Annotated in this window: 20 protein-coding genes; 9 read left to right on the plus strand and 11 right to left on the minus strand. The window is 37.6% G+C overall.

Annotated elements, in window-relative coordinates; genetic code table 11:
- The 3 genes from Q2U82_RS08960 to rsfS all read right to left on the minus strand — a co-directional run bounded on the left by Q2U82_RS08960 (position 1) and on the right by rsfS (position 3,065).
- The gene (locus tag Q2U82_RS08960) at positions 1–612 is read right to left on the minus strand and encodes an LUD domain-containing protein (RefSeq protein WP_410004536.1); all 612 of its coding nucleotides are present in this window, start codon (positions 610–612) and stop codon (positions 1–3) included.
- A gap of 110 nt (positions 613–722) precedes the next feature.
- Positions 723–2,678, minus strand: coding sequence for an ATP-dependent zinc metalloprotease FtsH (gene ftsH, locus Q2U82_RS08965; RefSeq protein ID WP_410004537.1), 1,956 nt, complete (start codon positions 2,676–2,678; stop codon positions 723–725).
- 15 nt (positions 2,679–2,693) lie between these two features.
- Positions 2,694–3,065 carry a ribosome silencing factor gene (gene rsfS, locus Q2U82_RS08970; RefSeq protein ID WP_410004538.1) on the minus strand — a complete coding sequence of 124 codons (372 nt, stop codon included), beginning with the start codon at positions 3,063–3,065 and terminating at the stop codon, positions 2,694–2,696.
- Between the two features lie 89 nt (positions 3,066–3,154).
- On the opposite strand from rsfS, the gene Q2U82_RS08975 reads away from it, so the two are divergent.
- Positions 3,155–3,886, plus strand: a complete 732-nt coding sequence (locus Q2U82_RS08975; protein WP_410004539.1) for a biotin--[acetyl-CoA-carboxylase] ligase — start codon at positions 3,155–3,157, stop codon at positions 3,884–3,886.
- Here Q2U82_RS08975 and Q2U82_RS08980 read toward each other — a convergent pair.
- Both Q2U82_RS08980 and pyrE read right to left on the minus strand, forming a co-directional pair.
- Entirely contained in the window at positions 3,883–4,275 is a 393-nt protein-coding gene (locus tag Q2U82_RS08980) for an SRPBCC family protein (protein WP_410004540.1), read from the minus strand. The two genes, Q2U82_RS08975 and Q2U82_RS08980, sit on opposite strands and share 4 nt — an antisense overlap.
- A gap of 74 nt (positions 4,276–4,349) precedes the next feature.
- On the minus strand, positions 4,350–4,991 hold the full coding sequence (gene pyrE / locus Q2U82_RS08985) for an orotate phosphoribosyltransferase (RefSeq protein WP_410004541.1): 642 nt from the start codon (positions 4,989–4,991) through the stop codon (positions 4,350–4,352).
- A 7-nt stretch (positions 4,992–4,998) separates the two neighbouring features.
- Between pyrE and Q2U82_RS08990 the strand changes: the two genes are divergently transcribed.
- On the plus strand, positions 4,999–5,628 hold the full coding sequence (locus Q2U82_RS08990; RefSeq protein ID WP_410004542.1) for an NUDIX hydrolase: 630 nt from the start codon (positions 4,999–5,001) through the stop codon (positions 5,626–5,628).
- Here Q2U82_RS08990 and Q2U82_RS08995 read toward each other — a convergent pair.
- Entirely contained in the window at positions 5,590–7,329 is a 1,740-nt protein-coding gene (locus Q2U82_RS08995; protein ID WP_410004543.1) for a M14 family metallopeptidase, read from the minus strand. The two genes, Q2U82_RS08990 and Q2U82_RS08995, sit on opposite strands and share 39 nt — an antisense overlap.
- 111 nt (positions 7,330–7,440) lie before the next feature.
- Positions 7,441–8,694: a kelch repeat-containing protein gene (locus tag Q2U82_RS09000; protein ID WP_410004544.1), complete on the minus strand. Its 1,254-nt coding sequence runs from the start codon at positions 8,692–8,694 to the stop codon at positions 7,441–7,443.
- A gap of 215 nt (positions 8,695–8,909) precedes the next feature.
- On the opposite strand from Q2U82_RS09000, the gene Q2U82_RS09005 reads away from it, so the two are divergent.
- Complete coding sequence (locus Q2U82_RS09005; protein WP_410004545.1) at positions 8,910–9,962, plus strand: sensor histidine kinase; 1,053 nt, start codon at positions 8,910–8,912, stop codon at positions 9,960–9,962.
- On the plus strand, positions 9,959–10,654 hold the full coding sequence (locus Q2U82_RS09010; RefSeq protein ID WP_410004546.1) for a LytR/AlgR family response regulator transcription factor: 696 nt from the start codon (positions 9,959–9,961) through the stop codon (positions 10,652–10,654). Before Q2U82_RS09005 ends, Q2U82_RS09010 begins: the two co-directional genes overlap by 4 nt.
- Before the next feature lie 52 nt (positions 10,655–10,706).
- Here Q2U82_RS09010 and rho read toward each other — a convergent pair whose 3' ends face one another.
- On the minus strand, positions 10,707–12,407 hold the full coding sequence (gene rho / locus Q2U82_RS09015; protein ID WP_410004547.1) for a transcription termination factor Rho: 1,701 nt from the start codon (positions 12,405–12,407) through the stop codon (positions 10,707–10,709).
- Positions 12,408–12,609: 202 nt separating this feature from the next.
- Here rho and Q2U82_RS09020 point away from each other — a divergent pair, with 202 nt between their 5' ends.
- Positions 12,610–13,020, plus strand: a complete 411-nt coding sequence (locus tag Q2U82_RS09020) for a DUF4293 domain-containing protein (protein WP_410004548.1) — start codon at positions 12,610–12,612, stop codon at positions 13,018–13,020.
- Positions 13,021–13,206: 186 nt separating this feature from the next.
- On the opposite strand, the gene Q2U82_RS09025 is transcribed toward Q2U82_RS09020, so the two are convergent.
- Positions 13,207–13,698 carry a metallophosphoesterase family protein gene (locus Q2U82_RS09025; protein WP_410004549.1) on the minus strand — a complete coding sequence of 164 codons (492 nt, stop codon included), beginning with the start codon at positions 13,696–13,698 and terminating at the stop codon, positions 13,207–13,209.
- A gap of 336 nt (positions 13,699–14,034) precedes the next feature.
- On the opposite strand from Q2U82_RS09025, the gene truA reads away from it, so the two are divergent.
- Together truA and Q2U82_RS09035 are read left to right on the plus strand one after the other, a co-directional pair.
- Positions 14,035–14,778: a tRNA pseudouridine(38-40) synthase TruA gene (truA, locus tag Q2U82_RS09030; RefSeq protein ID WP_410004550.1), complete on the plus strand. Its 744-nt coding sequence runs from the start codon at positions 14,035–14,037 to the stop codon at positions 14,776–14,778.
- On the plus strand, positions 14,778–16,544 hold the full coding sequence (locus Q2U82_RS09035) for an ABC transporter ATP-binding protein (protein ID WP_410004551.1): 1,767 nt from the start codon (positions 14,778–14,780) through the stop codon (positions 16,542–16,544). Before truA ends, Q2U82_RS09035 begins: the two co-directional genes overlap by 1 nt.
- A gap of 2 nt (positions 16,545–16,546) precedes the next feature.
- Here Q2U82_RS09035 and Q2U82_RS09040 read toward each other — a convergent pair whose 3' ends face one another.
- Both Q2U82_RS09040 and folP read right to left on the minus strand, forming a co-directional pair.
- Complete coding sequence (locus Q2U82_RS09040) at positions 16,547–17,320, minus strand: diadenylate cyclase (RefSeq protein WP_410004552.1); 774 nt, start codon at positions 17,318–17,320, stop codon at positions 16,547–16,549.
- Between the two features lie 50 nt (positions 17,321–17,370).
- Positions 17,371–18,198, minus strand: coding sequence for a dihydropteroate synthase (gene folP, locus Q2U82_RS09045; protein ID WP_410004553.1), 828 nt, complete (start codon positions 18,196–18,198; stop codon positions 17,371–17,373).
- Positions 18,199–18,331: 133 nt separating this feature from the next.
- Between folP and Q2U82_RS09050 the strand changes: the two genes are divergently transcribed.
- Together Q2U82_RS09050 and Q2U82_RS09055 are read left to right on the plus strand one after the other, a co-directional pair.
- Positions 18,332–18,886 (plus strand): DUF1599 domain-containing protein, encoded by a 555-nt coding sequence (locus tag Q2U82_RS09050; protein ID WP_410004554.1) that lies wholly within the window; start codon positions 18,332–18,334, stop codon positions 18,884–18,886.
- A gap of 27 nt (positions 18,887–18,913) precedes the next feature.
- The gene (locus tag Q2U82_RS09055; RefSeq protein WP_410004555.1) at positions 18,914–20,623 is read left to right on the plus strand and encodes a BT_3928 family protein; all 1,710 of its coding nucleotides are present in this window, start codon (positions 18,914–18,916) and stop codon (positions 20,621–20,623) included.

Raw genomic sequence — 20,623 nt, forward strand, 5'->3', positions numbered from 1 at the left:
TTATAAGTCTTCCAGTAGCAACAAATATAGGTTTTTTGTGCTACTTCCATAACTCATAAAATCCTTTTCTTTTTCGGTTTCAAAGTCTTGAATAGTAGTAATGTTACTGGGAATGTAACCAGAGCTTTGGTTTTTTATAATTCGTAAACCCTCACTGATGGAATCAACAATTTGGCTGGTAGTTGCAAAAATAACGAAGTTAGCGGGTAGTTCATTAAGCTTCTTTTCTTTTATTTGGTTTGAAGAAAGCAAAATGGAACCATTGTTAGATACCAATGATTCACAAGTAGAGAGGAAAAATTTTGAATCTGATTTTTTTGTAAAGTTGAGGTTGAAACCATCAAACTTGGTGGAAAGCATTTCGTTAACACAAAAGACATCCTGTTCATACCAGTCATTCTCGATCATTATATTGTCAAATGCTTCGGTTACCTCTTCCCAGTTTTCACAATAAATGAATTTACCACCGTTATTTTTGAAATTATAAGTGAACTTTTCGTCAATAGGAAGTTTTTGTTCAGGGTAATAGGTGCTATGATCGGCTTTCTCGGCGCGTTTGGCCTTTTCTTCCGATTTATAGTTAGGGTTTAAAAGTCTTTTAAACAGACTCATTAATAATTAATTGAGGAGTTCGTATATAGGTTATACTTCAAATATATAAAATCTATATTGAAGTTGTGTTACCAAAAAAACTTTTATTATGAAATCAAAAGGGGCAACGGTTAAGTTGTTGTCACTCTGGTTGCTTCTTCTGGTATTTCAAAAGGACGGTCTCCAAATATTTTTTGGAGGTTATCCTTAAATATAACTTCTTTTTCTAGCAATACGTTCGCGAGTTCGGTCAGTTTATCCTTGTTCTCTTCTAAAAGCTTAACGGCGCGTTCGTATTGGCTTTCAATAAGAGCAGAAATTTCTTTGTCTATCAATTCAGCTGTTTTCTCGCTGTAAGGTTTGGAGAAATTATATTCAGACTGTCCGCTGCTATCGTAATATGTAAGGTTTCCTATTTTATCGTTCAGACCATAAATAGTAACCATAGCACGAGCTTGTTTCGTTACTTTTTCAAGATCGCTTAATGCCCCAGTTGAAATTCTATTGAAAATCACTTTTTCTGCTGCACGACCGCCTAAGGCTGCGCACATTTCATCCAACATCTGTTCTGGATGGATAATCAATCTTTCTTCGGGTAAATACCAAGCGGCACCCAATGATTGTCCACGGGGAACGATGGTAACTTTTACCAACGGAGCAGCATGTTCAAGCATCCAACTAACAGTTGCATGGCCTGCTTCGTGGAAGGCAATGGCACGTTTCTCATCCATTGTCATTATTTTGTTTTTCTTTTCAAGACCACCCACAATTCTATCTACTGCATCAAGAAAATCCTGCTTGCCAACAGATTTTTTACCATTTCGGGCTGCAATTAGAGCAGCTTCGTTGCATACATTCGCAATGTCTGCTCCAGAAAAGCCAGGGGTTTGTTTTGAAAGAAAATCTGTGTCTAAATTTTCATCTTTTTTAATAGGGCGCAAGTGGACTTCAAAAATTTCTTTACGTTCACGTACGTCTGGAAGGTCAACATATATTTGTCTGTCAAAACGTCCGGCGCGCATTAAAGCTTTGTCCAATACATCAGCTCGGTTTGTTGCGGCCAAAACGATTACGTTTGTATTGGTTCCGAAACCGTCCATCTCGGTAAGAAGTTGGTTAAGCGTATTTTCACGTTCATCATTACTTCCGGAAAAGTTGTTCTTACCACGAGCACGACCAATGGCGTCAATTTCGTCAATAAAAATAATGGCTGGAGATTTGTCCTTCGCTTGCTTGAAAAGATCACGAACACGAGAAGCGCCAACCCCTACAAACATTTCAACAAAATCGGAACCCGAAAGTGAGAAGAAAGGAACTTGGGCTTCACCTGCAACAGCTTTTGCTAAAAGGGTTTTACCTGTTCCTGGAGGACCTACAAGCAAAGCTCCTTTAGGAATTTTACCTCCCAAAGATGTATATTTTTCTGGGTTTTTAAGGAAATCCACAATTTCTTGTACTTCCTCTTTAGCCCCTTCCAATCCAGCAACATCTTTAAAAGAAGTTTTTACATCAGTCTTCTCGTCAAAAAGTTTTGCCTTAGATTTACCAATATTAAATAATTGTCCACCAGCACCGCCGCCTGCACCAGATGACATCCGGCGCATTATAAAAATCCAGATACCAATGATGATGACAAATGGTAAAATGCCCATTAAAATGTCGCCCCAAACGTTATTGTCTGTTTCAAAATTTAAAGGAGTGGTTAAGCCGTTTTCTGTTTTTATTTCTTGAAAATCCTTTTGGAATAGTTGAAGGTCACCAAATTCAAATTGATAATCAGGGTCATTTGGACCTGGCGCCAAAAAAGATGGTGTGTTCCCTTTTTTAGAATGAATTTCCTTTTCTTTTGCGGCATCTGTAAGATAAACTTTTGCAATTTTTTTATTGATGATGTCTACTTTTTCAACATCGCCGTTTTTTAAAAATTCCTCAAATTTTACCTGATTTGTTTTTTCAGGCTGTGACCAACTACCGCCACCAAAAATCTGGATCCCAAAAAACAACAGTATTATTGCTGCATAAATCCAATAATAATTAGGCTTAGGCCTCTTTGAATCGCTCTTTTTATTTTTATTTTCTTCGGCCATATGGCTATTTTCTTTTTAGTGTGTTGTTTCTATTTTAACTGATTTTGCATCGCCCCAAAGTCCTTCAATATCATAAAACTCGCGGATATGTTTTTGAAAAACGTGCACAACAACGTGAACATAATCCATAAGTATCCATTCCGAGTTGTCACTTCCTTCAACGTGCCACGGTTTTTCTTTTAAAGCTTTGCTTACGGATTTTTGAACGGAATTCACAATGGCATTCACCTGTGTGTTTGAGGTACCATTGCATATTATAAAATAGTCACAAACGGTATTTTCTATATCTCTTAGGTCAAGAATTTCAATATCATTTCCCTTTACATCTTCAATCCCTCGTATTATTTGAGCAATAAGTTGATCTGTTCCTGCTTGTTTTTTCTGCATTAATTATTTTTCTTTTCTTTTTCGCAAAGTTATTACTTTTTTGTTTCTTGAAGCGCCTTAAAAGCGTAATACTAAACATAAATATTGTTTTGAAGATAATCAAACTTAATGCCATCGATTCTACCAATACCTACTTGAAGCAATTGGCAAAAGAAACCCAATTGTTGGATGAAACTGTGGTAGTTGCAGAAAACCAACTTTCTGGGCGTGGCCAAATGGGCAACGGTTGGCTATCTAGGGAAGGGCAAAGCCTTACATTCAGTATCTTTAAAGAGTTTGAAAGACTCACGGTAGCAAGCCAATTTGTTATTTCAATGGCGGTTTCATTAGCTATTTTAGAGGCCATTAAGCGCTTTAATATTCCGGATATTTCAATAAAATGGCCAAACGACATATTGTCAGCTAACAGGAAAATTGGCGGAATTTTGATTGAAAACGTGTTGGAAGGCAGTGTTGTAAAATATTCAATAATAGGAATTGGGCTCAATGTGAACGAAACTGACTTCCCGAACCTTCCGCAGGCAAGCTCCATGAAACTTGAAACGGGAAAAACCTTTCCATTGGAAGAAGTGCTTGATACAATTCTGAAAAATGTTTTCAAAAATTTAAAAAATCTTTCATCAAGTGATTTTTCAGAAATGAAACGGCTTTACGAAATTAATTTATTTCGAAAAGAAAAAGTTTCAGTTTTTGAAACTCCTGAAGGTTCACAACTCAACGGAATTATAAAAGGTGTTTCTGATAGTGGCGAACTTTTGGTGGAAACGGAAAATAATCCGTTGCAAAAATTTCAACTGAAAGAAGTGAAACTAATTTATTAAACCTGCTCCAAATTTGAAGCCAGCGTATCAATAAATTTTGAAATAGGCCCTTTCACCATCATCGCCATCATTGCATTGAATTCGCCTTCAAAATGAAGTTCTACGGTTGAACTGTTTTCTGAAACTTCTTCAATATTTCCAGTTAACGTGAACGGAATTTTATCGCTGATTGCCCCTAAAACCACTTTGTTTGGCTTTTCAACTTCCTTTACTTCCAACGCTATTTCGGGCATGCCTTTTAATGCAAATACAAAAGCATTTTCTCTGATAACTTCAAATTTACTGATGTTTTCGGGCATTAAAGTTTCAAAATTCTTTACGTCGGCCAAAAAATCACAAAGTTCGGTTGCAGATTTTTGGGTTGTTACTTTTTTGCTGTTTAGTTTCATTTATGAGTTTATGAGTTTAGAAGTTTATGAGTTTAAAAGTGCTGGAAACTGTGACTGAAAACTGCGACTGAATACTATTGCCCCCAAACAGCAGGATTCTCCCGCCATTCAGAAAGTAAAACCGCCTCTTCAGCATTAATGTATTTTGACTTTTCGGCCTCTTCCAGCAACATTTCATAATTGCTCAGCGTATTCAATGTAACATTTGCGTTTTTAAAATTTTCTTCCGCAGTATTGAAACCATAGCTGAAAATAGCGAGCATACCTTTCACGTTCGCATCGGCTTCCTTTAAAGCTTCCACGGCCAATAAACTACTTTTCCCGGTACTGATTAGGTCTTCAACAACAACTACATTTGTGTTTTTTTCCAAATGACCCTCAATTTTATTTTGGCGGCCGTGTCCCTTTGCTTCGGGACGAACGTAGCAAAAAGGCACGTTTAAATAATCGGCAACCAAAGCGCCAATTCCTATAGCTCCAGTAGCCACGCCGGCAATCATTTCGGGCTTTCCGTAGAGTTCCTCAATTTGTTTTGCAAGGTTTTCACGGATGTAATTCCGTATCATCGGATAGGAAAGTGTAATGCGATTGTCGCAGTAAATTGGAGATTTCCATCCCGATGCCCACGTAAAAGGGTTTTGTGGTTGCAATTTTATTGCATTAATTTGCAATAGTAAGGCAGCGGTTTTTTGCGCCGTTTCTTTGTTTAATATCATGCTGCAAATGTATAAAGTTTTTGTAAAAGATATTCCCATTATTCTTTCAACGGAAGAAAATATTGGGGAGCATTACACCACCATTCCTTTAAAACAGGCGCGTTTTAAAAAGTTGGTAAAAAAAATAAACAATGGCGAACTGCTTTACGTGAACCTCTACCACAAAAATGCGGAAAAGCTAGAGCGTTTTCTTAGGAAGAAAATAAAAGTGGTTGAAGCCGCTGGTGGACTGGTCTATAACAGTAAAAAGGAGATTCTTTTTATAAGAAGAAACAAAAAGTGGGATTTGCCGAAAGGGAAAATTGAAAAAGGAGAAACCCACCGAGAGGCCGCCATTAGAGAGGTTATTGAAGAAACGGGGGTAAAGGATTTAGAAATTCGCGATTTTTTGATGACTACTTATCACGTTTTTACCCGAAACAATAAATTTCGATTGAAAATAACGTACTGGTACGATATGTTCAGTGATTATGACGGTCCATTGATTCCTGAACCTGAAGAGGGCATCAAAAAAGTAAAGTGGAAAAATTTTGAAAAATCACAATTGGCTTTGCAGGATTCCTACGAAAATATAAAATTGCTCTTTCCGAAAGAATATTTAACCACCCACCCGAACGATCGGATAACGGAGGTGTGATTTATCGTAGTAAGGCGATTGTTTGTGTATCCAATCCAACTGCAAATACCAGTTATTGGCAAAGGTAGGATCGTTTCTCTTTTTAGTTTCAAATTCCTTTTTTATTTCAGGGTTTTCGTTGAGAAATTTTTCAGCCATGTCTTCCCAAACATAGGGCGAGAAACCTTCTTTTTGCTGAAGGATGGCATCGAAAAAATTCCAGTTGAAAAATGAATCTGTCGCAAATGGTTCCAACGTTTCCAATAGATAACGAACACCGGGCTGCTGGGTTTTTATTAAAATATCTCCAGCTTTTATAGAAACATTTTCAATATTTTTTGATACTTCTGTTTTGTAATGAAGATAATGCCCCTCAAACGGATTTTTCACGGTTTCAAAACTTTTTATGTGATAAACTTCCGCTGAAATGGTAGAATCATTTTTGATTACTGAAAATTCAATTTTGTTCAATTTCAAAAGTTCAATAATGTTCCAATAACCAGCCGGAACAATGTATGCCGAAGGAATTTTCACAGAATCGGTCGCTTTGAAATTATTGTAATACGTAACATCTTTCGTAAAAGGTTTGTCACGGAAATACTTCAACCTATTAGCACCAGTTATATTACTAGGAATCATTTTTCCTTCGAAACCTTCAAATTTTAATGTCGAAGTTTTTGAGGAATCCACTTCCCAAGAAATAGGGTAGTAGTTTCCAACTTTGTATTTTTCGAAGGATTCTTTCCGAAGATTTTTTATTTTTTCTGCATCCGCATCGGCAATATTTATAAATGTTTTCATCAATTCATAAGTGCCTTCAACTCTTTGTTTGTAGGGTTTAAGCATATGTGTTTCCACCATCATTCCCAACGTATTGAACAAAGTGGTGTAACCTGTTGAATAACGAGGCGAATCCATAAATTGCTGAAAACCAATTTCCGGTACTTGATTAAAAACATTCACATAGGGCGTGATGTCCCACTTTTTTTGATGAAGCGAATTCTCCAATTGTGGCATTAGGGATGTATGCAGATAGTTACCCAATTCACCACCCAATTTATCGTGTTGTGTAAAAAGATGCGTAAGCACATATTGATAGTCCGCACCATTGCTAACGTGGTTATCAATAAATAAATCCGGATTCAGCAAATGAAAAATTTCGGCGAAAGCGCGGGCATTTTTTGTGTCACTTTTTATAAAATCACGGTTTAGATCATAATTCCTCGCGTTTCCACGAAACCCGTATTCCTCGGGACCGTTTTGATTGGTACGGCTTGTACTGTTTCGGTTTAAAGCACCGCCGATGTTATAAATTGGAATGGTTGCTATAATTGTGTTCTTTGGCGAAGGAATTTTATTTTCGGCCAAATCCCGAAAAAGCAGTATTGTGGCATCAATGCCATCGGGCTCTCCGGGATGGATTCCGTTGTTTATTAGCAGAAGATTTTTACCGTTTTTTGAAAAATTTTCTTTTGAATGTTTTTCATTTTGGTGATCAAAAACGATTACATGAAGCGGAAGACCACAATCCGTTTCGCCCATCTGAAATATTGAGATGGAAGGATATTTTATTGCGAGGGAAGTATAATAGTAGATGGTTTCACCATAGGTTGCCGTTTTTAGACCGTTTGAACTTTCAAATGTTGTAGTGAATGTTTGTGCAGGGGTGGAAGTTGTGATTAAAAAAATAGACAGGCAAAAAAGTACAAAAATTGGCTTCATAAAAAGTTTTTATCAAATATATGGAAAGTACATTTTTAATTTTGGTTGCAATCAATATAAAAAGGGTGCTAAAATTTTAGCACCCTAACCCAATAAACAAAAGAATACTAACTAATTTGAAACCAACATTTTTTTCGTTTTTGAATTGCCATTCTGCGAAACGGTGCAGAAATACATTCCATTGGTAATATTCAACCCTTCTAAAGGAATGGTATAACTTCCTGCAACTTTTGCAATACTTTCATATTTGGAAACAATTCTGCCGCTATTATCTATAATCATAACTTCTACATTACCATCTTCAAGAATGCAAAAATTTACTTTTTTTATGCTGTCATTTAAGATTTTGAAATTTTGGATTCCGCATTCATTTGTTGAATACTCGCCTATTGAAAGACTGCCTTCCTGTGAAAAAATCTCTGTTTCCAAAAGATAATCGGTTTGGAAACCTGAAGCACAGATCAATTTTGAAGTATCACCAATAAAAACGGAACCACTATTCCCCGTTACCCAAGCGGTGGGTTTTGAGGGTAATTGCCGCCAGAAATCGGTATCGGGATTGTAGAAATACGTTTCATCGGAAAAAGTCTCAAAAGTATTGTCGGTACTTCCGCCCGTCATGATTACGCCATCGCGCCAAGTTTGTGCCTCAAAAAAAGTTCTGGTTTCTCCCGGAAAAGGTGTTTTTTCTTCCCAAGTAATTTGGGAGCGGTCGTTGGCATCAATGGTTCCAACCCAAACGGTGTTCCAATAGTTGGTTGACATAAACCCATCGCTGCCGCACATATACACCAGTTTATTGCCGTGTATTGCAAAACCGCCCCAGCTTATACTGCTTCCCGGTGGCAAAATTGCTGTAGCTTCCCGCCAGCGATTGTAAGTACTGTTATACAAATAAGTTTTGTGCTGATAGCCGCCAACCACATAAATCAAACTGTCTTGGTATGAAACCGCCCTGGCGTCCACAATTGTTCGGGGAAAATCTGCCGCGTCCGTCCATGTATCTGAAGCGATGTTGTATTTCCGAACCTTTTTTATTGCATTTCCCGGCGTGGTCAACAGTCCGCCAATCGTATAAATCGTGTCTTTTAAAATAGCGATGGAACCTCCCAAAAGCTGCGTGGGTGGCGGCGCAACGTTGGTCCAAGTATCTGTGCTTAGTTGATAGCGCTGCGTAATTGGAGTGATAATTCCATCCTGATTTCTTCCCGAAACCATAAAAAGATACCCATCGCTGCTACTGCTGTAGCCTATTGTTTGCCCGGCGCGTATTCGTTCCGGAATATCGGCGCCCGCGCTCCATTGGGCTATTGCATTTGGAATTGCAAGTGAGAAAAATACAATATAAAATAGAAGTTTTTTCATAATGATTAGTTTAGAATTCACTTAAAATTAAATCATTATAAAGTTTTGCAATTTAAATTGTTGCAGAGAGAAACTATTCGTCAATGGATAGCATTTTTCAGTTTATGAAGCGTAATTATTTATAAAAATCCACTGAAAATTGCCGTTGGTATGCACAAATCTGTTGTTTGTAGCAATTTTTGAAAAACTCAAATCCAAAACTGTATTTTTATGCGATGCAAAAAAGATTGTTAAAACATCTTTTCTTTTGGTTGGCTTACCATTCGTTTGAAGTCTATACAGACTTTTTATGGATGCTGAACCAATACAATCTTTCGGTTTGGGAAGCTTTCAAAATGTCTTTCATTGCTGAAACCGTCATCCTTTTGGCCATAAAACTGCCAATGGTTTACATCATGTTTCATTTTCTTTCAAAATATACCGTTGAAAGACCCAACCGCTGGAAACTCGTTTTTTCGCTGAGTACAATCCTTATTTTGTTCAGCATTTTGGCGCAGCTCATTATAGTTTACATGCTTTTGCCTACCATTTATAAAGACGTGAACATAGTCGAAACCTTTGCTTTTCAGGGAATAGTCAACTCGTTTATGGATAAGGTATTTATTGCCTGCTTGGCAATTGCATTAAAACAAATGTCCAACAGCCAGCGGCTTCGCGATAGGGAACAATTGCTGATAAAGGAAAAGTTGGGAACCGAACTCAGTCTTTTAAAATCGCAAATCAATCCGCATTTTCTGTTTAATACCTTGAATAATATTTATTCCTTGGCGCGAAAAAAATCTGACAAAACGCCCGAAGTTGTGCTGAAACTCTCAAAACTACTGCGGTTTGTGATGTATGAAACAAAGCATCAATATATTTCTGTGGGGAAGGAATTGGAGTTTTTAAAGGATTATATTGAATTGCATAAAATTCGTTACGACGACCGACTTAAAATAAATTTCAATTATGAATTGGATGATTTGAATGCGCAAATAATGCCGAACATTTTAACGCCTTTTGTTGAAAATGCTTTTAAGCACGGCGCAAGTCAATCTACAAAGCTTTCTTTTATAAATATTGAATTGAAATTGGCTGAAAATGAATTGTATTTTAAAGTAGAAAATTCATTTGAACCCATTGAAATTACTGAAGAAGAAGAAGGGATTGGTTTAAAAAATTTGAACCGTCAATTGGAATTGATGTATAAAAACTTTAGTCTTCAAACGAAAAAGGAAAACCAAAAATTCATTGCGGAGCTTTCACTTAATTTAAGCCAAAAACTATGACGATACGATGCATTGTTGTTGAAGACGAGCCGCTGGCGATGGAAGTGATGGTCGATTTCATCAACCAAGTTCCATTTTTGAAGTTGGAAAAAACCTGCACCGACGCACTTGCAGCAATGAAAATTTTGAACGAAAGGAAAATTGATTTAATTTTTCTCGATATTCATTTGCCGAAACTAAAAGGTTTGGATTTTTTAAGCACTTTGAAAAATCCGCCAATTGTAATCCTTACGACGGCTTATCACGAATTTGCGGTGAAAAGTTATGATTATAATGTTTTGGATTATCTTTTGAAACCCATTGAATTCAGCCGTTTTATGGTTGCGGTACAAAAAGCTGCCAGCCAAATGAACAAAGAAATTATTCCTTCCGAAGAAATTAAGGATGACGGCTTGTTTTTCACGGTGAACAAAAAGAAGGCAAAAGTTGCATTCCAATCAATCATTTATATTGAAAGCCAGCGCGAAAACGTGAAAATTGTTACTGAAACCAACACAATTCAAACCCGAATCGCTATCAGCGAATTGGAAAAACAGTTGCCGGAGAGCTTTCTTCGCATCCATCGTTCCTACATTGTTTCAAAACAAAAGATCGATTTTGTGGATGCACAGGAAATTGAAATTCGCGGCAAGCGTTTGCCCATTGGCAGAAGTTATAAAAGCGAAGTGCATTCAGCTTTGGGCATCAAATAAAAATCCCCGAAAACTAGAGCTTTCGGGGATTTTTTTTATAATGAAAGAATTTTTATCCGTTCATCGAAATCAAAAACTCTTCGTTGTTTCGAGTCTGTTTGATACGATCGTTGATAAATTCCATGGCTTCCACAGGGTTCATGTCTGCAAGATATTTGCGCAATACCCACATTCTTTGAATGGTGTTTTCATCAAGCAATAAATCATCTCTACGTGTACTTGAAGAAGTAAGATCAATAGCAGGGAAAATTCTTCGGTTGGAGATTTTTCTATCTAATTGAAGCTCCATGTTACCAGTTCCTTTGAATTCCTCAAAAATAACTTCGTCCATTTTAGAGCCTGTTTCTGTCAATGCTGTTGCTATGATACTTAAGGAACCGCCGTTTTCAATATTTCGCGCAGCACCAAAGAAACGTTTTGGTTTGTGTAATGCATTTGCATCCACACCACCACTCAATATTTTACCACTTGCTGGTTGAACGGTGTTGTAGGCCCTTGCCAAACGCGTAATGGAATCCAAAAGAATCACCACATCGTGGCCGCATTCTACCAATCTTTTTGCTTTGTCGATAACAAGGTTTGCCACGCGAACGTGCTCACTTGCTTCTTTGTCGAAGGTTGAGGCAACCACTTCACCACGAACGTTTCGTTGCATATCTGTAACTTCTTCGGGGCGTTCGTCAATCAAAAGCACAATTTGGTAAACTTCTGGATGGTTTGCTGCTATTGCATTTGCAATATCTTTCAGCAACATCGTTTTACCTGTTTTTGGTTGCGAAACGATCATTCCACGTTGCCCTTTTCCGATAGGAGCAAAAAGGTCGATAATTCTTGTGGAAATAGTACTTTGCTTATCTGCAAGGTTGAATTTTTCCTGAGGGAAAAGCGGCGTTAAATGCTCAAAGGAAACACGATCACGAACCACATTTGGGTTCAAACCGTTTATTTTGTTAACCTTAATTAAAGGGAAATATTTTTCACCTTCTTTTGGTGGACGCACTTCGCCCAACACCGTATCTCCAGTTTTTAGGCCGAAAAGACGAATCTGCGATTGGGAAACATAAATATCATCTGGAGAAGAAAGGTAGTTGTAGTCACTGGAGCGCAAAAAGCCGTAGCCATCCTGCATAATGTCCAGCACGCCTTCACTTTCAATTATGCCGTCAAATTCATAATCTGGCTCGCGATAACGGTTGCGGGAATCTTTGTTTCCATTGCTTTTGTTGTCGTGAACATTACCATCTTTTTGTTTGTGGTTCTGATGTTTTTGGCGATTGTCAGAATTGTTATTGTCGTTGCGTTGGTTTTTCTGACGGTTGTCGTTATTGTTGGAATTTGGCTTTTGGTGCTGCGGTTTTTTATCGCTTTCCTTTTTGTCGTTTCTATCGTTTCTATCGTTGCTAGTACGATTATCGTCTTCAGACTTTTTGTCATCATCACTTTTTTTATCGTGATGTTGCTTATGCGGCTGAGGTTTTTTGTTTCTATTATCGTTTTTCTGAGGACGTGATTTTTGATCCTTGTTGCGGTTGTCATTAGAAGGGGGAGTTTTTTCTTCCTTTTTTGGTTCTGTGGAAGCCTCTTCTGCTTTAATGACCGCTTTTACCGCTTTAGGATTAGCGGCTTGATAATCGAGGATTTGATAAACCAAATCCAATTTTTTTTGAGTGCGATATTTAGGCACGTTAAGCTCTTTGGCTATTTCCTGAAGTTCAGGTAGCTTTTTTTCTTTTAATTCTGAAATTTCAAACATGTAGAATATACTGTTGTTAATGTTGATACAAATGTGTTCCTTTTGAGAAGGTAAGTACGTTGAAAATTTTTTCGAAGACTAAGTAACCTTAATTGAGTTGGTTACGAATTGTTACTGCAATAATACAACAATAAATTAAAAAGGACTGTTATTTTTTTTAAAAAGATAGCGTATTTTTGCTGCATAATTGAGTTTTTATAAAATGATCCAACGCATTCAAACCATTTATTTAGTTATTTCTGCCATCATTATGGGAGCCTTGTTTATGTGGTTTCCAGTGGTTTTGGGAAAAGATGGTTCTGTAATTATGGAACGCAATGAACCCTTGCTGTTCGGGTTGATCTTTGTTTCTATCGCTTTGGCAATTATTTCAATTTTAAGTTTCAAAAAACGGCAAATGCAGTTTGTGCTCAACCGTTTGAACATCATATCAAACTTTGTATTACTGGGAGTTTTCGTTTACAGGTTGCTAACGTTATCCGGAGAAACTATTGTTTCAGAGAAGGGTATTGGGGTGCTTTTTCCCATCATTTCTATCGTATTTTTAGTGCTGGCCAACAAGGCCATAAAAAGGGATGAGGACCTCGTAAAATCTGTGGACCGTTTACGATAAACCGATCTTGGTATATTAGTGCAGGACCCCTGAAGGCGCCACCTTTGGGGGTTTTTTTGCTTTTTATTGGGGTGTGGATGCAGGTTGTAGGTTGAATATTTTTTATTTCCAAATCCCAAATCCCAAATCCCAAATCCCAAATCCCAAATTCCTCGTCGCTCGTCGCTCGCAACTCGTTGTTCCAATTTACTTCTCAAATTCAATAACTTCTAAATTTTGGATTTTTTCCCCATCAATTTCAAACCGTAACATAGTGCGAACTTTTTGAAAACCGTGTTTGCCAACTGCGCCAGGATTCATATGAAGTAGTTTCGTGGTTTTATCGGGCATCACTTTCAGAATATGTGAGTGACCACATATAAATATTTTCGGTGGGTTGGAATAAATTTCTTGCCTGATTGATGGATTATATCTCCCTGGATACCCGCCAATATGCGTAATCCAAACGTCAACATTTTCGCACATAAAACGGTTGTGGAGCGGGAATTCCATTCGGGCCTCCGTACTGTCAATATTGCCATAAACAGCCCTCAAAGGCTTCAGTTTTTTTATGGCATCCGTAACAGCAAGATCCCCAATATCGCCGGCGTGCCACACTTCGTCAGCCTGTTTTACGTATTTCAGGATTTTTTCGTCAATATAACTGTGGGTATCGCTAAGCAGAAGGATTTTTTTCAAAATGGATTTTTGGATTATTGGATTACTAGATTGATGGATGATTGGATTGTTAGATTATTAGATAATTGGTTTAATTAATATTTGTTTTGCCAGATTATTTTTACAATTTTCTAAACATCTAAACATCTAAACATCTAAACATCTAAACATCTAAACATCTAAACATCTAAACATCTAAACATCTAAACATCTAAACATCTAAACATCTAAACATCTAAACATCTAAACATCTAAACATCTAAACATCTAAACGAAGCGAAGGTATTAAGTTTTTCAAATTTATAACAGAAATGCTGGTCGGTAAATTGTAATTTTGTCAATTCCGAAAAATAAGATTTGCGATACTTTATTGAAATAGCCTATAACGGCAAAAACTATTATGGATGGCAGCGCCAACCCAAACAAATTAGCGTACAGCAGGTTTTGGAAGAAACGCTTTCCACTTTGCTTCGGAAGGAAATAAAACTCACCGGAGCCGGAAGGACTGATGCTGGCGTGCACGCCAAACAATTGTTTGCACATTTTGATTTTGAAGGAATTGGAGACTTTGATGATTTTATTTTTAGAATGAATTCCTTTCTTCCGAAGGATATTTCAGTAAAAAATATTTTTGAAGTAAAGGAAGATGCGCACGCGCGTTTTGATGCGGTTGAAAGAGAATATGAATATATTATTTCGATTAAAAAAGACCCGTTTTCACAGGATTTCGCGTTTCAAATTAACAACATCCCGAATGTGGAATTGATGAACCAAGCCGCTGAAATGCTATTGACCCATAGAGATTTTCAATGCTTTTCACGTTCCAAAACAGATGTAAAAACGTACAATTGCACAATAGTGAAAGCACATTGGGAAGCTAAAAATAATAGACTTATTTTTACCATTGCCGCGGACCGTTTTCTGCGGAATATGGTTCGTGCAATTGTTGGAACACTATTAGATCTGGGTTACGGAAAAACCACCTTGGAAGATTTTAAAGCAATATTGAACAGTAAGAGTAGGGAAAAAGCAGGAGCTTCAGCACCCGCTCACGGGTTGTATTTGACTAAAGTTATTTATCCAGATAACATAAAATTATAATGGCAGAAAACACAGGTAACGCATTTGATTTTAAGCTTTTTAAGCGATTGTTAGCTTTTACAAAGCCGTATCGTGCGGTTTTTTATTTTGTTGCTTTTGCTGCAATTGTAATGTCTGGACTTGCCGTTCTGCGGCCCTATCTTTTGAAATTGGCCATAGACAACTCTATGGTTCCCAAGGATGGTGATGGATTTATGGAGTACATCATTTTAATGGTGGTTGTACTTTTTTTGGAAGTGATTTTTCAGTTCGCCTTTATTTTTTACACGAACTATCTTGGCCAAAGCGTAATCCGCGATATGCGCCAAAAACTCTTCCGATTGATGATGAGCTTCAAAATGAAATATTTTGATAAAAGTGCAGTCGGACGGTTGACAACCCGAGCTGTGAACGATGTGGAAACTATTTCCAGTATTTTCAGCGAAGGTTTATTTATGATTATTAGTGATCTTCTGAAAATGATTGTCATCGCTGGCTTTATGCTTTATCAAAGTTGGCGATTGTCGTTGATAGTTTTTATAGTTCTACCATTTATATTGTATGCAACACGCGTTTTCCAAAAAGCGATGAAGGTTGCTTTTGAGGATGTTCGTAATCAAGTTGCCAATCTAAATACTTTCGTTCAGGAACGCATTACTGGAATGAAAATAGTGCAGATTTTTACCCGTGAAAAAACCGAATATGAACGTTTTAAGGAAATAAATGCAGACCATAGAAAAGCATGGATAAAAACCGTTTGGTATAACTCAATTTTCTTTCCCATTGCAGAAACGGCAGGAGCTGTAGCCACAGGTTTAGTGGTTTGGTACGGTGGTTTGAATGTGATTGGCGGTGGTTTTGTAACTCTGGGTATAATCACAGCTTTTATACAATATGCCGAAATGCTTTTTAGACCCTTAAGGCAGATTGCTGATAAGTTCAACACCCTACAAATGGGGATGGTTGCTGCAAATCGTGTTTTCGGAATTCTCGATACCAAATCGCACATTTCAGATTTGGGAACTATTGATTATTCAAGTACCAAAGGTGAAATTGAATTCAAAAATGTTCATTTTGGCTATAATGAGGATGAAGAAGTAATTAAAGGAATTTCCTTTAAAGCGAATCCAGGAGAAACGGTTGCTATTGTTGGTGCTACTGGAGCAGGAAAAAGTACAATCATAAATCTTTTAAACCGTTTTTACGAAATAAATAGCGGCGATATTTTGATTGACGGTATTTCTTTAAAGGATTATAAACTGGCTTCGCTTCGAGGGCAAATAGCAGTTGTTTTACAGGATGTTTTCCTTTTTGCGGATTCCATTTTGAACAATATTACACTGAACAACCCAAATATTTCTGAAGAAGAAGTAATTGCAGCTGCAAAGGAAATTGGCGTTCATAAATTCATTGAATCGCTTCCTGATGGCTATCATTACAATGTGAAGGAACGCGGTAGTATGCTATCTTCTGGGCAGAGGCAGCTCATTTCATTTTTACGGGCCTACGTCAGCAAACCCAGTATTTTGGTTTTAGATGAGGCAACTTCTTCCGTAGATACTTATTCAGAAGAATTGATTCAAACAGCTACCGATAAAATAACGAAAGGCCGAACCTCAATTGTAATCGCCCATAGGTTAGCAACCATTAAAAAAGCTGATAAAATCATTGTGATGGATGCTGGTAAAATCGTAGAAGAAGGCACTCACAAAGAATTGCTGAAACTTGAAAATGGTTTTTATAGAAATCTTTACGAAGTACAGTTTATGGCCGAAGAGGTAATTTAATTCTAGCTTAAATCCTTCTTCAAAATTTTAAACAATTCGTCTGTATTTTCAAAAAGCACAAAATCGCCATCCCTTAAATAGGAAATTTGTCCATTTTCTTCCGAAACTACCAAGCAGACTGCATCTGTTTTTTCAGTAATCCCAACAGCTGCACGGTGCCGAAGGCCGAAACGCAACGGAATTTTTTTGTCATTGGAAACTGGCAGAATAACGCGGGTTGCCGTAATTCTATTTTCCTCAATAATCATTGCGCCATCGTGCAACGGACTGTTCTTAAAAAAGATACTTTCTATAATGGGCTGGTTTACCTCAAGATTCATTGCATCTCCCGTATTTTTAACAAAATCGAGGCTATTGTTGCGTTGAAGTACAATTAAAGCTCCTGTGTGTGATGCAGACATTTTTTTGCAAGACGCTATTATTCCTTCTAAATTGGTATTAAGAACAGAATCATTTCCAGAAAATTTAAACTGCTTCAAAAACCTACGGCGGGCATTGAAGTTTGTAGAGCCCAGCATTAAAAGGAATTTACGGATCTCGGGTTGAAAAACCACAACCAAAGCAAACATTCCAACACCAAGAAATTCTCCCAATATTTTGCTTAGCAGTTCCATTTCCAAAAGACGGGTAACAATATTTATTGCAACAACAATAATTATCCCGACCAAAATGTTAATGGCTACAGTACCTTTTACCAAATTATAGATGTAATAGAGCAGAAACGCTACTACTACAATATCTACAATGTCTATAATTCGAATATCAAGAAAATCCAAGGGTGTGCGTTTTTTTGTAAAAGTACTTTAAAAATTTTAATGGATTGCGGTCAAGATTTTAGGTTTTCAAACAATTTTACACATTCCACAGCTTCCTTTACATCGTGTACTCTTAAGATTGAAGCGCCTTTTAAAAGTGCAATTGTGTTTAGCGAAGTTGTTCCGTTTAAAGCATTTTCTGCAGAAGTTTCCAGTGTTTTGTAAATCATCGATTTTCGTGAAACACCGGCTAAAATTGGAACTTTCAAATTTTGAAAAAGCTGCAGATTGTTCAAAAGCTCAAAACTTTGTTCACGGGTTTTTGCAAAACCAAATCCCGGATCTGCAATTATATCGTTGATGCCCGATGCATGGGCGAGCGCGATTTTTTCGGCTAAATCTTTTAAAACTTCAATGGTCACATTTTTATAATCGGTAAGTTTTGCCATCGTTTTGGGCGTGCCGCGCATGTGCATTAAAATGTACGGAACTTTCAACTTTGCGACGGTATTGTACATTTCGGCATCCAAAGTTCCGCCGGAGACATCATTTACAATCGCGGCTCCAGCTTCAACAGCTTTTTTGGCCACCTCACTTCGGAAAGTGTCTATGGAAATTAATGCTTCGGGAAATCTTTTTAAAATATTTTCAATGGCTTCTAAAACTCTTCGAATTTCTTCGGTATCTGAAATATCCTCAGCGCCCGGCCGTGTGCTGTAACCGCCAACATCCAAAAACGTGGCACCTTCCGAAAGCATTTTTTCGGTCTGCTTCAACATTTCCTTTTCGGAAAAGGTTATTCCGCCGTCATAAAACGAATCGGGCGTAACGTTAATTATGCCCATCACTTTTGGGATGGAGAGGTCTATAAGGTTGCCGCGGCAATTAAGGGTCTGCAATTTTTTGAAATTTTTTAGCTTTCAAAATTTAAAAACTTTTAGCCAATCCGCTGTTTGGCGAATAACTTTCAGCTTTCAACTTTGAACTTTGAACTATTTAAGCGAAATTTACGCAAAATCTTATAAACCACTAATGGCCGATACTTCAAATCAATACAACGACCAGATTGAAAAATGCAGGGAGCTGTTTATCAAGAAAATGCACGACTACGGAAGTGCATGGCGCATTCTCAGGCTTCCGTCCCTTACCGACCAAATTTTTATAAAGGCACAGCGCATCCGCGGTTTGCAGCAAAATGCGGAGCGAAAAATTGAAGAGGACGAAACCAGTGAATTTATTGGGATTGTAAATTATTCCATAATGGCGCTCATTCAATTGGATAAAGGCGTGGTGGAGCAGCCCGACCTATCCTTGGAAGAGGCCACCCAACTTTATGATGAGCAAGTGGCGAAAACCAAACAACTGATGATGGACAAAAACCACGATTACGGCGAGGCGTGGCGCGATATGCGGGTAAGTTCTTTGACGGATTTGATTCTTCAGAAATTACTGCGCGTTAAACAAATTGAAAATAATAGCGGCAAAACCTTGGTTTCTGAAGGGATTGACGCGAATTATCAGGACATGATTAATTATGCGGTGTTTGCATTAATTCATCTCGAAGAAAGAAAAGAGAATAAAGAATAAAGAACCAAGAACCAAGAACCAAGAATAATGAAAATAGTAGTTGGAATAGCACGAATAATTGTTGGCGTATTATTTATAATCAGCGGATTGATAAAACTGAACGACCCCGTTGGCTTTTCATTTAAGCTGAAGGATTATTTCGCCCACGAAGTTTTGGATCTTGGGTTTCTGGTGCCGTATGCTTTGCTGATTGCAATATTTGTCGTCATATTTGAAGTGCTGCTGGGCGTGGCATTGCTATTGGGTTATCTGAAAAAATTTACACTTTGGGCCTTGTTGCTAATGATCGTGTTTTTCACATTTCTCACATTTTATTCAGCATATTTCAACAAGGTAACCGATTGCGGCTGCTTTGGCGATGCCATAAAACTCACGCCTTGGGAATCTTTCACAAAAGATATCGTGCTCCTAGTTTTGATTTTGATTCTTTTTGTGGGGAGAAAATATATTCAGCCGTTTTTCACAAAGGGAATACGCAGCATACTCATTTTTGCATCCTTCGTTTTCTGTCTCGGAATCACCTATTATGTTTTGTTGCATCTCCCGATAATCGATTTCCGTCCGTATAAAATAGGTGCAAATATTAAAGAAGGAATGACCGTTCCCGAAAATGCTCCCGGACCGATTTACGAATACAAATGGAAGTTCAAAATTAATGGCGAAGAAAAAACAATAACCACAAATGGCGACTATCCACAGGTTGACGGCGAATTGATAAGTACCGAAACCGAAATGATACAGGAGGGCTACACCCCGCCAATCCACGATTTTACAATGGAAAGGGATGGAGAGGATTACACCGAACAATTTTTAAATGAAGAAAATTTGGTAGTAATTATTGCATATAGTTTGGGAAATACCGAAAAAGACGGTTTCATTCCTGTAAAGGAAATTACCGATAAGGCTTTGAAAAATGGTTATAATGTGATTGGTCTTTCAGCCTCTTCGCAAGAAATGACCGAAGCATTGGTTGAAGAGTATAAATTGAATTTCAAATTTTATTTCTGTGATGAAACCACTTTGAAAACCATCGTCCGCAGTAATCCGGGAATTTTGGAATTGGATAACGGAACCATAAAACAAAAGCTTCACTGGAACGATGCCAAAAAATTGCAACTTCCAGTGGTCGAAAACGCAAAGCCAAAGTTGGATCTTTCCTTAAAACAGCGTTTGGATAGCATTGCAGTACTCGACCAAAAATACAGAAAGTTGATGCAGACACAATCTTTGGAAGAGCGAAAAAAACTTGGCGAAAGCATGGGGCTTTCCGAAGCTGAATACAGCGGTGACCTTTCGCAAATGCAAAGTGTTTTGGACAGTGTAAACATGGTTTTTGTTGAAAAATATTTTATTCAAAAAGGCTATCCGGGCAAATCTGTAGTTGGTGAAGAATCAAGCCTTGTTGCGTGGAATGTTCTGCAACACAACCCAGATAAAATTCCACTTTATTTACCATTGGTGAAAAGAGCAGCTGAAGCTGGAGAAATTCCAAAGACTTCTGCTGCAATGATGGAAGATCGTTATTTAATGATGGAAGGTAAACCACAAATTTATGGCACACAAGGGATGAGTTATGAGGATGAGCGAGGCTCATTTATATGGCCGATAGAAAACCCTGAAACTGTAAACCAGAGAAGAAAAGAGGCAGGTTTTGAAGAAACCATTGAAGACTATGCAAAAGTTCTTTTTGGCGATGATTACGTATATCAGCCACGCACTATGGAACAAATAAACTAA

The organism is Aequorivita nionensis (assembly GCF_046352995.1).
In the GTDB taxonomy this organism is placed as follows: Bacteria; Bacteroidota; Bacteroidia; order Flavobacteriales; family Flavobacteriaceae; genus Aequorivita; species Aequorivita nionensis.

Bases quoted from the DNA above. Each gene is read 5' to 3' on its own strand.
- Q2U82_RS09035 (WP_410004551.1), top strand. From the start codon at position 14,778: ATGGCAGAAAACACAGGTAACGCATTTGATTTTAAGCTTTTTAAGCGA.
- Q2U82_RS09010 (WP_410004546.1), top strand. From the start codon at position 9,959: ATGACGATACGATGCATTGTTGTTGAAGACGAGCCGCTGGCGATGGAA.
- Q2U82_RS09005 (WP_410004545.1), top strand. From the start codon at position 8,910: ATGCAAAAAAGATTGTTAAAACATCTTTTCTTTTGGTTGGCTTACCAT.
- pyrE (WP_410004541.1), bottom strand. From the start codon at position 4,991: ATGATATTAAACAAAGAAACGGCGCAAAAAACCGCTGCCTTACTATTG.
- Q2U82_RS08980 (WP_410004540.1), bottom strand. From the start codon at position 4,275: ATGAAACTAAACAGCAAAAAAGTAACAACCCAAAAATCTGCAACCGAA.
- Q2U82_RS08990 (WP_410004542.1), top strand. From the start codon at position 4,999: ATGTATAAAGTTTTTGTAAAAGATATTCCCATTATTCTTTCAACGGAA.
- Q2U82_RS09055 (WP_410004555.1), top strand. From the start codon at position 18,914: ATGAAAATAGTAGTTGGAATAGCACGAATAATTGTTGGCGTATTATTT.
- Q2U82_RS08995 (WP_410004543.1), bottom strand. From the start codon at position 7,329: ATGAAGCCAATTTTTGTACTTTTTTGCCTGTCTATTTTTTTAATCACA.
- rsfS (WP_410004538.1), bottom strand. From the start codon at position 3,065: ATGCAGAAAAAACAAGCAGGAACAGATCAACTTATTGCTCAAATAATA.
- Q2U82_RS09000 (WP_410004544.1), bottom strand. From the start codon at position 8,694: ATGAAAAAACTTCTATTTTATATTGTATTTTTCTCACTTGCAATTCCA.
- rho (WP_410004547.1), bottom strand. From the start codon at position 12,407: ATGTTTGAAATTTCAGAATTAAAAGAAAAAAAGCTACCTGAACTTCAG.
- Q2U82_RS09020 (WP_410004548.1), top strand. From the start codon at position 12,610: ATGATCCAACGCATTCAAACCATTTATTTAGTTATTTCTGCCATCATT.
- Q2U82_RS09050 (WP_410004554.1), top strand. From the start codon at position 18,332: ATGGCCGATACTTCAAATCAATACAACGACCAGATTGAAAAATGCAGG.
- ftsH (WP_410004537.1), bottom strand. From the start codon at position 2,678: ATGGCCGAAGAAAATAAAAATAAAAAGAGCGATTCAAAGAGGCCTAAG.
- Q2U82_RS08960 (WP_410004536.1), bottom strand. From the start codon at position 612: ATGAGTCTGTTTAAAAGACTTTTAAACCCTAACTATAAATCGGAAGAA.